Origin of the sequence: Glaciecola sp. 1036 (genome assembly GCF_050306235.1) — a bacterium.
Taxonomy (GTDB): Bacteria; Pseudomonadota; Gammaproteobacteria; order Enterobacterales; family Alteromonadaceae; genus Glaciecola.
On record NZ_JBLWFH010000005.1, the window covers coordinates 133,094 to 148,209 of the forward strand.

Annotated in this window: 8 protein-coding genes; 6 read left to right on the forward strand and 2 right to left on the reverse strand. The window is 42.0% G+C overall.

The features are described 5' to 3' along the window. Positions 1 to 233: 233 nt before the first annotated feature. Positions 234 to 3,203 carry a diguanylate cyclase gene (locus ACNKW3_RS09235; protein ID WP_427399007.1) on the forward strand — a complete coding sequence of 990 codons (2,970 nt, stop codon included), beginning with the start codon at positions 234 to 236 and terminating at the stop codon, positions 3,201 to 3,203. Between the two features lie 8 nt (positions 3,204 to 3,211). Here the strand turns inward: ACNKW3_RS09235 and yjgA are convergent, their stop codons facing one another. Further along, positions 3,212 to 3,736, reverse strand: coding sequence for a ribosome biogenesis factor YjgA (gene yjgA / locus ACNKW3_RS09240; RefSeq protein WP_427399008.1), 525 nt, complete (start codon positions 3,734 to 3,736; stop codon positions 3,212 to 3,214). Between the two features lie 80 nt (positions 3,737 to 3,816). On the opposite strand from yjgA, the gene pmbA reads away from it, so the two are divergent. Continuing rightward, a complete protein-coding gene (gene pmbA, locus ACNKW3_RS09245) occupies positions 3,817 to 5,148 on the forward strand; it encodes a metalloprotease PmbA (protein WP_427399009.1) in 1,332 nt (443 codons plus the stop codon). 156 nt (positions 5,149 to 5,304) lie between these two features. After that, on the forward strand, positions 5,305 to 8,553 hold the full coding sequence (locus tag ACNKW3_RS09250) for a S41 family peptidase (RefSeq protein ID WP_427399010.1): 3,249 nt from the start codon (positions 5,305 to 5,307) through the stop codon (positions 8,551 to 8,553). 91 nt (positions 8,554 to 8,644) lie between these two features. On the opposite strand, the gene soxR is transcribed toward ACNKW3_RS09250, so the two are convergent. After that, positions 8,645 to 9,121, reverse strand: a complete 477-nt coding sequence (gene soxR, locus ACNKW3_RS09255; protein ID WP_427399011.1) for a redox-sensitive transcriptional activator SoxR — start codon at positions 9,119 to 9,121, stop codon at positions 8,645 to 8,647. A gap of 249 nt (positions 9,122 to 9,370) precedes the next feature. Here soxR and ACNKW3_RS09260 point away from each other — a divergent pair, with 249 nt between their 5' ends. Genes ACNKW3_RS09260 through ACNKW3_RS09270 form a run of 3 tightly spaced genes read left to right on the forward strand, consistent with a single transcriptional unit; the run spans position 9,371 to position 15,007 of the window. Continuing rightward, positions 9,371 to 10,504, forward strand: a complete 1,134-nt coding sequence (locus ACNKW3_RS09260) for an efflux RND transporter periplasmic adaptor subunit (RefSeq protein WP_427399012.1) — start codon at positions 9,371 to 9,373, stop codon at positions 10,502 to 10,504. Beyond that, the gene (locus ACNKW3_RS09265) at positions 10,504 to 13,581 is read left to right on the forward strand and encodes an efflux RND transporter permease subunit (RefSeq protein WP_427399013.1); all 3,078 of its coding nucleotides are present in this window, start codon (positions 10,504 to 10,506) and stop codon (positions 13,579 to 13,581) included. Before ACNKW3_RS09260 ends, ACNKW3_RS09265 begins: the two co-directional genes overlap by 1 nt. Beyond that, on the forward strand, positions 13,574 to 15,007 hold the full coding sequence (locus ACNKW3_RS09270; RefSeq protein WP_427399014.1) for an efflux transporter outer membrane subunit: 1,434 nt from the start codon (positions 13,574 to 13,576) through the stop codon (positions 15,005 to 15,007). Before ACNKW3_RS09265 ends, ACNKW3_RS09270 begins: the two co-directional genes overlap by 8 nt. Positions 15,008 to 15,116: the final 109 nt, after the last annotated feature.

Genomic DNA, 15,116 nt, shown 5'->3' on the forward strand with positions numbered 1-15,116 from the left:
GTTAACCCTGTTAATACTAGAAACTTCAATACGTTATTTCAAAGGAAATGTTTATAAAATGTTAAAATAAATGAATCTTGATAACAATTTTCATAATCTTATACATTGTGAATTCGTCAAATAGATGTAAACTTATACTTTGGTAGTCATGTGAAACGTTCATTTGGTATTCTTTCGGTCAGGTGTTCGTCCTTTAGGTGTTGCTTTGTAAAAGGAAGTATAGGTTTTACGTAATGTATGTTTTGAACCTCAATCCCTGTCTAACATTTCGTAAGCTTGCTTGTCTTTGCTGTTTACTCATTCTAAGCAGACTAAGCTTTGCATATGAATACGCACCTGCACGCCAATACACAGTAGAGCACGGTCTGTCCCAAATCACTGTCAAAAGCATCGAACAAGATCTACATGGGTTTCTTTGGTTAGGGACTCAAATGGGTATTGATCGCTTCGACGGTAAGAATTTTATGAATTATGGTGACGTGATTAGTGCCAATCTAGGACTTACCAGCTCCTATATCTATGACATGGCGGTCGATCCAGAATCTGGAGATATGTGGATAGCGACAATGACTGGCTTAAACTCCATTAGTGCAAAAGATGGAAAAGTAGCTAAACATGCGTTAGTCAATAAAAACGACGTCGACAACATTATCCGCAAAATTTTTATCGATGACCGTGGCAAAGTTTGGATAGGTAGTTCCAAGTCATTGTATTATTTGGATCCTCAAAAAGGATTTATTAAAACTAACAATTTTAGCGCTTACATCTATGACATTACGACTATTTTTGATGACTATCTCGCAATTGCGACCACCAATGGTTTGTTTATCTTTGACCCGTTAAATAACTTAGTGGTTAATGAGTACTTAAAGGGTAAAAAAGTCACCAAAGCAGTAATCGACAATAACGACATTCTTTGGGTTGGAACCAATGGAGAAGGGCTTCACAAGTTTAAGTTGAATTCTAATAGATCGATGGTGCCCATTGAGATTCCACTTTTGTTAGAAGGGATAGTCATAAACGATATATTGCAAATGAAAGATGATTCTATTTGGATTGCAACTAGTCGCGGTATACACATTGCCCCAGATGGAAATTATCCAGATTTAATTGAATATAATCATTATGGCCAAGCAGCAGAAATGAAAACATATCAATACGTGCACAAGCTGTTTCAATTAAACGATGGAAAAATTGCCTATGGAACCCTAAACGACGGTCTATTTATTACTGCCCCAAGGAATATGCTGTTTAAATCTCGCGTTTATAATGATGATGCATCAACCAAGTTTGTATACCGCAAAAACGATAATTTGTGGCTAATTTCAGATGATGGTGTGCATAAATTGGACGAAAACTTAAATACAATTCAATCTTTTAACATGCTTGATACTCAAAATAAAACAGGTGCGGTGAACAAGTTTATTTCTGTGTATGAATCAGAAAAAACCAGTGATGTTTGGCTGGCTACAAGGTTAGGTTTAGGCAAGATTCCACCGAATGGGAACATTAAAATTGTGGCATTTGATGATGTACCAGTTTACACCGTTAGAGAAACATCTGCCGGCTACCTTTTGGTTGGGTCCTATGATGATGGACTTTTTCTGTATGATCCGAAACAAAATCGGGTCATGCATAGATGGCCGTTCGAATTAACTACCAGCATACTTAATCACGAAGATCCGAATTATGTATTTGTTGCAACTATAAATGGACTTCATTTAATCAATCTAGAAACCTTTGAGTACAGAAGCTTTAGAAACGATGAAGGGGATCCTGAAAGCCTCCCTATCAACGTTGTTACTTGGATTTCTAAAAAGTCGAAAAATGAGTATTTCGTTGGTACTCAGGGGGCTGGACTAAGTTTGATGACTATGAATAAGATAAATTCGCCCCCTAGTTTTAAGCGATTATTTGCTAATAGTCGCTTGGGTGTTTTATCTATAGGTGCAGTTGTACAAGACGATATGGGAAACTATTGGGTTTCGACGGCAGAAAGTATAGCTCGAATTAACCCTAGCCTAAGCAATTTAGAATTGTTTGATAAATTTGATGGTGCCAGTTCAACAGGCTATTACATAGGCGCTCATGCAAAACTAGATAGCGGCGAAATTCTTTTTGCAGGCGGAGAACGACTGACCTATTTTAATCCTATTGATATCCGCAAAGACACTCGGATGCCTGTACTAAAGCTCACTAAGGTTGAAGTGGTGAGTAAAAGGCAAATTATTTCCGAACGCGAAACCAACCATCCCATCACCCTATCTCCTTCATTTGAACAAAAGTCTGTAGTGCTTAAACCCGATGATATCATTCTTAATATTGAAGTCGCAGCGTTAGAGTTTGGTAGCCCTGAGGCGATCCAATACGCCTATCGCTTGATTGGCTTTGATAGTCGATGGCAGACGCTGAATAAGGGGGAGAATGGTTTTATGTTCACTAATCTCAGCCCAGGGGAATATAGCCTGCAAGTTCGCTCGACCAATAGATATGGAGAATGGAACCCCAATTGGAAAGAACTCAAAGTAGTGGTTGATTATCCTTGGTGGAAAACAATTTATGCCATTGCACTTTGGATAATATTAGGGCTAGGGTTTATTTATTTTTGTTATCGCTGGCGCACTGCTCATCTTCTGCGTCGATCAAAAGAGTTGGAAGAATTAATCCAGTCTAGAACGCTAGATTTAGCCAAGGCCAATATGCAACTGCGCCTGCTTGCTACTCAAGATCCTTTAACAGGCACTTACAATAGAAGAGGATTTTACGAAGTTGCTAAAAGAGCATTTTCTGAATTTGCCCGAGCTGAAAAACTATTTTCTCTAGTACTTATCGATGTCGATTTTTTCAAAGATGTAAATGATAGTTATGGTCATGAGGTGGGAGATAAAGCCCTGGTAGAAATTGCAAATGATATTAAGAGCAGTGTGCGTAAACAGGATGTAGTGGCAAGATGGGGCGGCGAAGAGTTTGTCATTTTAATTCCTAATGCCTCTAAAGAGGAAGCCGCATCTGTTGCTGAAAAATTACGTATGACCATCGCAGGAAAATCGTATCTGGTGAATGGTGTTACCATTAACTTGACCATTACCTGTGGTGTATCTTGTATTGATGAGAAGAAATCCATAGATGCGACCCTTCGTCATGCTGATGCCCTGTTATATCAGGGCAAGCAGGAGGGGCGAAATTGCGTTATCGACAGGTGATCAAAAGATCACTGTCCTTCGGCTAATTCCTTGAGATATTGAAACAAAGCGCGGGAAGCCGCGGGTGGCTTTTCTCTTTGCTTTTCTTTTAAAGCCGTTCTCACAAAATGTCTTAGTTTTTGACGATCTGCTAAAGGATAAGTATCCATTACCTTTTGAATTTCATCATCCCCATTGGCGATTAATGCATCACGCATTCTTTCTAACTTATGAAATCTCTGAACGTCTTGGTTGTGTGCGGAATTAAGTTTTTCTAGCGCTAGGGCAATAGGCTCTACATCACGTTGCCGTAGAAGTTTACCAATAAATTGAATTTGTCGACGAAAACCATCTTTTTTGCGATTTATCTTGCTGGCTAAAACTAGTGCATCTTCCAACTCGTCGTCCACAGGCATGGTTTTACGCTGGTTTGGACCTAGTTCTAAAAGCGCCAAGCCTAACTTCTTCAGGTCATCGGCTTCTTTTTTTAACTGGGTCTTACTGACAAGTTCATCGTCGTCGTTGTAGGGTTCAAAATCATCAGGTTGATTCATATCGCGTTTTTTTCATTACTTAATGCTAGACTAGGGTAATTGTAACTAGCCAACACAAGTTTGCACAGCGAAAGTTCATTATGCAGGTAGAACAACAATTATCAGAAATTAAAAATGTCGTAGAAGATGCCCTCAATTTAGCTAAAAAATTGGGTGCCACCGCGGCGGAAGCTAGTATCTCTAAAAATGAAGGTATATCCGTTGGAACCCGCCTTAAAGAGGTAGAGACAGTAGAGTTCACCAATGATGGTGGATTGGGAATAAGTGTGTATGTAGGGCAGAAAAAAGGCACAGCTTCAACCGCAGATTTGAGCCCTAAAGCGCTAAAAACAGCAGTAGAGAAAGCGGTTGAAATCGCTAAATATACCTCTGAAGATGAATGTGCTGGACTAGCTGATAAAGAACTAATGGCGACTAACATCCCAGATCTTGACCTTTATCACCCACAAGAGTTAGACACTCAAAAAGCGTTAGAAATTGCTCTGGAAACAGAATCTGCTGGTATGGAAACTAGTCCCCTAATCACCAACTCTGATGGTGCCTCATACAATGCAAACGTAGAAGTGAGAGTGTACGGAAATACCCATGGTCTGATTGCTGGATTTCCAAGCAGTCGTTACAGCTTAAGTTGTGTACTTATCGCGCAGAACGACACTGATATGCAGCGAGATTATGCCTACACGGTATCAAGAGAACCTGACCAGTTAAAGTCAGCCAAAGAAATCGGGAAAGAGGCAGCAGAACTTACCATTTCACGTCTTGATGCGAGAAAAATTAAAACCACAAAAGCCCCCGTTATTTTTCATCGAGAAATTGCCTCTAGCCTTTTTGGCAGTTTTATTAAGGCAATTAGTGGCGGTAGTTTGTATCGAAAATCATCATTTTTATTAGATACCAAAGGACAGCAATTATTCCCGAATTGGTTAGCATTAGCAGAGCGTCCACACATTAAAAAAGGCTTAGCAAGTTCGCCTTTTGATGATGAAGGTGTAGGCACTTTCGACATGGACATTGTAAAGGATGGGGTGCTGCAAGATTATCTGTTAACCAGCTACTCGGCGAGAAAGTTAGGCATGGTGTCTAACGGACACGCCGGTGGTACGCATAATGTGATCGTCAGTGACACTGGTCAGTCAGAGGCCGAATTGCTTAAAACAATGGGCACCGGATTATTGATCACTGAGCTTATGGGACAAGGCGTATCCATAGTAAATGGTGATTACAGCCGAGGTGCCGCGGGTTTTTGGGTGGAAAATGGGATTATTCAATATCCTGTACATGAAATTACGGTGGCAGGAAATTTGCGTGACATGTTCAATAATATTCAGGCAATTGGTCAAGAAAGGGAAGTTAGAGGTTCCTTGCAAACTGGCTCAATTTTAATCAGTGAAATGCAAATTGCTGGGGCCTAAGTCGATATTTCATAATTTGTAACAGTTTTTTCAGGCTTTCACATCAACTAACCGGATTAGCGTCTTTACTCTCGGCGCTCTGGCACTTATGCTCGTTGGTGGTTTAATTTTGGGGACTCCTTGTGTCCTCACATGAGATGGATCAGATAGCTTTCTATGAAAAAATTTATTGCACTTTTGATGCTCACTTCTATGTCGGTAGGAGTTTCGGCGCAAGTAACGCCAAAATGGATTCGATATGCTTCAATATCGCCAGATGGCCAGAACATTGTTTTCACCTACAAAGGAGACCTATTTAGAGTTTCTTCCGAAGGAGGTGACGCGACTCAACTGACCTTTCATAAGGCCCATGATTACAACGCGGTTTGGAGCCATGACGGGCAGCAGTTAGCCTTTGCATCTGATCGACACGGCAACTTCGATGTGTATGTCATGGACGCGCTTGGCGGCAGCGCAAAACGACTGACTTATCATTCAACGGATGAAATTCCATCCACGTTTTCACCTGACAACAACAGTGTCTATTTCACTGGTCACCGAATGGACACCAAAGAACACCGCGAGTTTCCATCAAGTCGATTCGCCGAAGTTTATGCCGTACCAGCAACTGGAGGAAAAATCTCTCAGGTGTTTACTACGACAGCAGAAAATATCAGTATTAGCAAAGACGGCACTACTTTGATTTACGAAGATTTTAAAGGCCGAGAAAACTATTGGCGTAAACACCACACATCAGCTGTTACTAGAGATATTTGGCGCTACGATATAAAAGCTCAATCTCATGAGCAACTGACTCGATTTAAAGGTGAAGATCGCGATCCGGCATTCAGCCAAGATGAAGATGACATCTATTATCTATCAGAAGAAAGCGGTACGTTTAACGTACATCGCCTAGACTTGAGCCGACCTAAATCTACTAAGCAAATCACTGATTTTAAACTTCATCCAGTGCGCTTTTTATCTCAAGGTGGTGGTAAGTTAGCGTTTACTTATCATGGCGAACTTTACACTATGACAGAGGGTGAAAAACCGAAAAAACTGAGTGTAAATATTCGAACGCAAGATATTGATAATAGCTTTGAATTGGCCTCGGTAAATGGCGATATTTCAGAGCTTGCAATATCACCTGACGGCAAACAAATTGCCTTTATAGCTAATGGCGACGTTTTCGTTTCGGCTAAAGATGGTGCATTTACAAAACAGATTACTAAGACGCCTGAAACCGAAGCTTTCGTTTCATTTACCGATGATGCAGATGGGGTTATTTACGCTTCAGAGCGTAATGGCAACTGGGGAATTTATAAAACGGAAAAGGCCCGAGAAAGTGAGCCTTTCTTCTACGCATCTACTGTGCTGAAAGAGTCTGAAGTATTAGTGGGAGATAAAGATTACACCCAGCCTTTAGTTTCTCCCGATGGCGAGAAAATGGCCTTTATCGAAGACCGTAGAACCTTGCGTGTTATGTCTCTTGATTCAAATAAAGCGACTACGTTAGTGCCCTCAAAAGAGATGTATACCTTTAGAGCCGGGGATAAAACTTTTTCTTGGAGCCCAGATAGCCAATGGTTGGTGTTCGAGCATGAGAAGCTTTTAAACAATTCTGATGTGGCTATTGTGAAAGCAGACGGCAGTGAGAAATTTAAAGTACTGATTCCAAGTGGCTATTCTGATAGTTCTCCAAAGTGGGCAAATGAAGGTAAACAAATACTTTGGTTCAGTAACCGCGACGGCATGCGTAGTTATGCAACTAGCGGTAGAACTCAACAAGACGTTTATGCATTATTTTTGACTCAAGACGCTTGGGACGAGTACCGTCTTAGTGAAGATGATTACGAATTAATGCAGGCTCTTGATGAAATAAATGAAGAAAACGAGAAAGAACAACAAGAAGCCGAAGAAAAACCTGAAGACGAGCAGGATGAAGATAAAAAAGATGAAGAAGAAAAAGTAGACCCCATAGAAATAGATTGGGATGGTTTACAGGAGCGTACAGCAAAACTGACGATTCATTCTTCCCGTTTATCAGATGCAGTTTTGAATAAAGACGCTGATACCCTTTATTATCTAACTCGCTTTGAAGGTAGATTGGATTTATGGAAAACCAATCTTAGAACTCAAGAAACAGAAAAAGCGGTCAGCTTGAATAAAAATTACGCTAGCTTGCATTGGGATCCAAAAATGGAAAACCTGTATTTGTTAGCTGATGGCGGAATTTCTGAAGTTGACTTGGATAAAGGCAGAGCCAAACCAGTAAGCATAAACGCACAAATGGAGATGGATGAAGAAGCGATAATGCAGTCGTCTTTCGATCATGTTTGGCTTCGTACGTCTAAGATTTTCTATGAACCAAGTTTCCATGGTATCGATTGGCAGAAAATGTATTCAGAGTACAAGCCATTGGTTAGTCACGTGGGTAATGGTTACGAGTTTACTGAATTATTAAGTGAAATGATTGGTGAGCTTAATGTATCCCATGCGGGCGCTGGTTATTCTAGTAGCATGCGTGATGGTGATAGCACAGCAGCCTTAGGTATTTTCTATGATCACAGTGATTATTCAGATGGCATCTTGATTACCGAAGTGATCAAAGGCGGACCTTTAGATAAAGCTAAATTTGATATAACTGCTGGAATGCGTATCACCGCTATCAATGGTGAAACTATTACCAATGATATGGATTGGTCAAAATTGTTAAATCGCCAAGCAGATAAATTTGTTTTGTTAGGTTTAAAAACGGCTTCGGGAGAAACCAAAGAATACACTGTTAAACCAATCAGTTTGTATGAGCAGCAAGATTTACTTTACGACCGCTTTGTCAAAATCAACGAAAAAGAAGTCTTGGAAAAATCAAAAGGTACTTTGGGATATGTGCATATTCCAGGCATGAGTGATGGTCCCTACCGAAACGTGTTTGATGTGATGTTGGGCAAGCATTTTGATAAGAAAGCTATGGTGGTTGATACCCGTAATAACGGCGGTGGCGACCTGGTGGCTGACTTAGCAATGTTCTTCACAGGAGAAAAATTCTTAACTTACGCAACTGAAGAACGTGTGGTTGGTGGAGAACCTACATCAAGATATACCAAACCAATTATTACTCTGTTCAATCCGTCTATGTACAGTGACGGCCATTGTTATGCGAGTGGTTACACTGATCTTAAATTGGGTAAATCTGTTGGTACGCCTGTGCCTGGTACTTGTAGTTTCGCCGGCTGGGAAGGATTACCTTTAGGCGGCTATTGGGGTGTGGTGCCTATTAGCGCGAAAAACAAAAAAGGTGAATGGCTAGAGAACAACCAAACCGAGCCTGATATTTTAGTTGTGAATGAGCCAGAAGTGATTTCCGCTGGACGAGACCAACAACTTGAGCGCGCTATTAAAGAGTTGCTTAAAGACGTTAGATAATTAACCCCAGCTCGGCATAAGCGATGACACTCGCCAGCCGTTAATTAAATGCAAGAGCGCGAAATTGTCTTGAAGATAATTTCGCGCTTTTTTACGGCCTTTCTAAAATAATCGCCCCTGGCCCTTGTTCTGCTAGTACATCCTTAGGGTTTCGAAGTGGACAGTCTTTTAACGATAAACAACCACATCCAATACAAGAATCTAATTCATCTCTTAGTCGCTCAAGTTTATGAATACGTGCATTCAAACCATCTCGCCATTGTTCTGAAACTTGTTTCCATTGGCTAGCAGTTAAGTTTTGCTTTTGTTGAATTTGCTTTAAGGTTTGGCCTATATCTTCAAGGGACATGCCCACTCTTTGAGCCACACGAATAATGGCGATATAGCGCAACGTAATGGCTGGATATTGCCGATGATTACTTAAATTTCGGGTTGAAGTAATCAATCCTTTAGATTCATAAAAATGTATCGTTGGCACAGTTACACCACTGCGCTTGGCTACCTCGCCGACACTGAGCAAACGCGCCCCCGGATTGTTTTGATTATTTGTCTTGAGCTTCTTCACCATGGCAACAACCTAAAGTTAACTTGATGTTGTTTTAGACTAATCAAACTTATCAGATTCGGCAAGCAAACGGGGAAATAAGATGAAGAATCTTCACTTTGACTTAAAGGGCTCTTCGAAGATTTGAAAACCCGCAACAGTAGATTCCTGACGAGAAAAATACCTAAAAAAATGCTTGACCTAAAGTTAACTTTAGGTCTTAGAGTGAGCCCAATTCTTTATTCAATCTGGTTTTTTTGAAGGTATTAATTAATGAAAGATTCATCGCAAGTTGACTTGCAACGCTCAGGTATATCCACATTCAAAGCAATTGTAATTGCAATAATTTTGATAGCCCTGATCAGTGCAGGTTTATGGTTTTGGCGTTCAGCTAAACTTGAAAATGCGGGCGGTTGGCATGGCGGAGGTGCTATTGATGTGGTAGCTAGTCAGGTGACGCTCCAGGCAGCGCCAGTGACTGTGCAAGCCTTTGGTGAAGTGCGCGCGGTAAACCAAGTGATGCTATCGGCCGAAGTGGCAGGTAGGATATCCGAACTAAATATTTCACCCGGACAAAGAGTGTCTGCGAACACTCTGATTGTGCAGTTGGACGATGCTACAGAACAAGCTGATTTAGTAGCAGCGAAAGCCTCTATCAAGTTCGCCCAAGAGCAATTAGAACGAGCAAAAGACTTACATCAAATCGATGCTCTTTCGAATGAAATATTGCAACAACGCCAAGCGGATTACGACATTGCTAAATCGCAAATTAATCAGTTGCAAGCAAGAATTCGCTATAAAAAAATCTTAGCCCCCTTTGATGGCGAACTGGGATTAAGACAAGTTGATTTAGGCCAGTATCTAAACCCAGGAGAGCCAGTGGTGAGTTTGACCGATACTAGCCAAGTCTTTGTTAACTTTAATCTTCCTCAAGATGAGTTAGCGCGCATCGACATAGGTCACAAGTTACAGGTATACAGCGAAATAGCACCTGATCAACCTATTGAAGCCCAGGTAACCGCTATTGAGCAGCAAATTAATCCTGATACCCGAAACATAACTTTGCAGGCGAAAGTAAACAATCAAGACAAGCTGTTAAGAGCTGGCATGTTCGTCAAAGTCGATCTGATATTCCCAAGCCAAACCAACGCCATAGTATTGCCTTCAACCGCAGTAATGACCTCATCGTCTGGAAACACTGCTGTCGTTGTGCGGGGTGTAAACAATGAGCAAATAGGTACGGCAGAAATAGTGCCGGTGCAAATAGAGCGCCGTTTGGGCGATCAAGTCGTTATAAGCCAAGGGCTTTCAGCCGGAGATTTGGTAGTAACCCGAGGTCAATTAAGAGTGCGTCCCGGTGCACAACTCAAGGTGATAAGTAATACAGCCTCAGTAGGAGGCCAGTAATGTCGTTTACAGATTTATTTATTAAGCGCCCGATACTTTCAATTACCTTGAGTATTTTGATTTTATTAGCGGGAATTGCTTCAGTATCGTCGTTGCCTATGCGCCAATATCCGGCTATGGAAAGTGCCACCATTGTGGTGACAACCAGCTTTCCCGGCGCCTCTCAAGAGGTCATGCAAGGTTTTATTACCTCGCCTATTGCACAAGCCGTGGCTACTGCAAGTGGAATAGAATATCTAACTTCTACTTCCACCATGGGCAATAGTGAAATCCGCGCTAAATTGGTGCTCAACGCAGACTCTGACAAAGCCTTGACCGAAATTATGTCGCGTGTGCAACAAGTGAAATACCGAATGCCAGAGGGCGCATCGGATCCGCAGATTAATAAGATTACGGATGGCGTTTCAGCGGTGCAATACGTTAACTTTGCTAGTAACCAACATAGCATTCCTGAAATCACAGATTACATTACCAGAGTGGCTCAACCCTTGATTACTTCTGTTCCGGGTGTCGCATCTGTGGATATCAATGGCGGTCAAACCTATGCCATGCGCCTTTGGTTAGATCCGTTAAAAATGGCTGCACGCAATGTTACTGCCAGTGATTTATCCAATGCATTGCGATCCAATAATGTACAAGCCGCACCTGGTACCTTACGCGATAGCCAGACCATAATGCCGATTACTGCCGCGACAGACTTGCGTAGCGTGCAGGACTTTAAAGACATGGTGATAAAACGTGAAAACAACAGTTTGGTCAGAATATCGGACATTGCGACCGTAGAGTTAGGCGGTCAAAACAATGATACTTCTTTTTTTGGCAGCGGTGAGCGTGTGGCGTCATTGGCAATTACACCCACGCCTGACGGTAATCCGTTAGAGATTGTTGAAGGCGTAAATAACTTACTTCCACAATTGCAAAACTCAGCACCACCGGGCATTCAAATTAGCAATATTTTTGATACGGCTCGCTTTGTAAATGCGGCCATTGATGAAGTAATGAAAACCCTTTTAGAAGCTGTACTCATAGTAGTTGTGGTTATCTTCTTATTCTTAGGGACTTTTAGAGCCGTCATTATTCCTATAGTGACGATTCCTTTGTCACTGGTTGGGGCTGCGATTTTAATGTCGATGTTTGGCTTTTCCATCAACTTACTTACCTTATTGGCCATGGTCTTAGCCATTGGCTTGGTTGTCGATGATGCCATAGTGGTTGTGGAGAATATCCACAGGCACATTGAAGAAGGAAAAACTCCCGTACAGTCCGCATTAATTGGCGCCAGAGAAATTGTTTGGCCGGTAATTGGCATGACGGTAACACTGGCTGCAGTTTATGCACCTATTGGATTGATGGGCGGTGTGACAGGTGCCCTATTTAAAGAGTTTGCGTTTACTTTGGCATGTTCGGTTATTGTGTCGGGCGTGGTAGCACTAACGCTATCCCCCATGATGAGTAGCTACATGCTGGATGCAAAAATGTCAGAAGGAAAGCTAGCAAAAATCATCGACCGTGCTATGACAGGATTAGCCAATAAATATGGTCGTTTATTAAATACCATTTTGCACGCAAAAGCCGCTGTCATTTTGGTTTGTATCGCCGTACTTGCGGGCATAGGTGTGTTATTTTCTGGAGTGAATAACGAGCTTGCACCAGGGGAAGACCAAGGCTATGTATTCGTGCAAACAAAATCTCCCCAATATGCCAGTTTAGAGTACAGCGAACAGGCGGCATTGGACGTTGAATCTGTATTTAGACAACTTCCAGATTATCAAGCGAGTTTCTTTGCAAACGGCTTTGGTGGTCAGAATAACGGTTTTGGTGGAGTGGTCTTATCTCCATGGAATGAGCGGGAAATGAGTACAAATCAGGTTGAAGGTTTTCTAAATGGTCAATCAAGTAAAATTACCGGTGCCTTTGCTACCGCATTTCAACCAGCTCCTTTGCCCGCAGGCAGTGGCGGTTTACCGGTACAGATGATAGTGCGGGCACCTATGGAGTTCTCTGAACTTTATAACACTATGGAGCAAATAAAAGGTGCAGCTTGGGGCAGTGGATTATTCGCCTTTGTGGATAGCGATCTAGCCTTTGATAGCCCTCAGGCACAAATGAGTATTGATGCCACCAAAGCTGGTGAATTGGGTATTAGTATGAATGAGATAGCCCAAACCTTGGCAGTGTTAGTAGGTGAAAACTACATTAATCGTTTTAACTGGTTTGATCGTTCTTATGATGTGATTACCCAAGTCACCCAAGATCAGCGTAGAACCCCAAAAGACCTAACTGGCTATTATGTTCGCTCACAATCTGGTGAATTAATTCCTTTATCGACTGTGGTTGACGTAAAAGTGCAACCTCAGGCGAATCAACTTCCACAGTTTAATCAGATGAATGCGGTGACTTTATCTGGTGTTTTATTGCCCGGCGTTACTATGGGGCAAGCTGTGGAGTTCTTACAATCACAACCTCTCCCTCCAGGTGCTCAAATTGATTGGATGTCAGATAGTCGTCAATTTGTACAAGAAGGTAATAGATTAATTGTTTCCTTTGGATTTGCACTAGTGGTCATATTCTTAGTATTGGCTGCCCAGTACGAAAGCTTTAGAGATCCCTTGGTGATTTTAGTTACGGTTCCCTTGGCAGTGTGTGGGGCTCTAGTGCCCTTGTGGTTAGGCTATGCCACCATGAATATCTACACCCAAATAGGTTTGGTTACCTTAATAGGTTTGATATCAAAGCACGGGATTTTGATGGTGTCATTTGCCAATGATATTCAACATCAAGACGAAGTAGGACCTGCGCAAGCTATATTAAAAGCCGCCATGATCCGTATGCGCCCCATTCTGATGACAACTGCGGCTATGGTTTCTGGCCTAATTCCATTAATGTTTGCCTCTGGAGCTGGCGCTGCCAGTCGCTATTCAATCGGAGTAGTGGTGGTCACTGGCTTGTTGGTAGGCACCTTTTTTACTCTATTTGTGCTTCCAACGATTTATACCTTGTTGGCGAAAGATCATCGTAAAGCAGCCATTTCTGATAGAGAGCGTGAATTTGCAGGTGAGGAGTTAGATCATGCGTAATATTGTTTCATTAAAATCAGCGAGCCAAGCGGTGATAGCAGGGTTGGTTTGCGCTAGCCTTACTGCTTGTTCATTAGCGCCAGAGTATCAAACGCCGGCAGCGCCAATATCGCAGCATTGGTTTTCAGATGGAGAAGACATTAGCCAACCAGAATCGTCAGCGAAAATAGGTTGGAAGTCGTTTGTCACAGATGAAAATCTCGTTCAACTAATAGAGCTGACGTTGCAAAATAATCATGATCTTCGACAAGTAATTCTTAATGTAGAAGCTGCTCGAGCACAATATGGTATCCAAGATGCTCAGCGTTTGCCTAATGTCAATTTAGAAGGCCAAGCTTCTAGACAGGCAACGCCAGATGACTTTTTAGCCCCCGGCATGCCGAATGTGCAAAATCGCTTTCAAGTGGGCGTTGGTTTGGCGTCCTATGAATTAGATTTGTTTCAACGAGTCAGCAATCTAAGCCAGGCAGCATTGCACGAATATTTGGCTACAGCTGAGGTCGCACAAAGTTTAAAAACTAGCTTAATCGCCGAAGTGATTCAAAGTTATCTCGCTTACAATGGCGCTCAACAACGTTATTTATTAGCTAAGCAAGTAAAAGAATCTCGTGCAACTTCAGAGCAAAAAATCCGTCAACGATTGGAATTAGGTGCGGCCTCAAAACTTGAGTTACAACAAGCTATTGAACTAAGGCTAAATGCCGCCCTTAGCTTTGAACGAATCAGCAGAGAAAAGCAACTTGCGTATAACGCGCTTCGATTGTTAGTCGGCGTAAGTGACATAGATCCATTTTTGTCAGATAAACCCCAGTATGAAAATGTGATTGTACAAGAGTTAACCCCAGGTGCGCCTTCGGATCTACTGCAAAACAGACCTGATATTCGCGCCGCTGAACATCGTTTGATCGGTAGGAATGCCAATATAGGCGCAGCCAGAGCGGCATTCTTTCCAAGTATTTCATTAACTGGGTTTGTCGGCACTTCAAGCACTGAAATATCCGACCTATTTTCATCCAGTCAGAAAACCTGGTCCTTTGCACCACAAATTCGCCTACCTATTTTTGACGGAGGAAGAAACCAAGCTAATTTGGATTTGGCAAATATTCGTAAAGACATCAGTATTGTTGAGTATGAACAAAATATTCAAACTGCCTTTCGAGAAGTGGCTGATGCCTTGGTGTCAATTGACTCCTTAAAACGAGAAGAGTCTGTACAGCGGGAGTTGTCTTTATCTAGTGCTGACAGGCTTATTTTATCTTATGCCAGATATCAAAGAGGAGCGGACGATTATCTAAATTATTTGGATACGCAACGGGAAAGCTTCGCTAACCACATGGCGTTGATTCAGGTAAAAACACAGCGACAAATCGCCTTAGTTTCCTTGTATCGTGCTTTGGGAGGAGGATGGATGGCGCAAGATTCTTAGGAGTATCGCTAATACAAGAGGTTGCAATAATATATGAGCAATAGGAAGTACTGGCGATTTTAGGCGAAAGTTGAGATTATTCCGGCGGACAGTTATCAACAGACCAAGA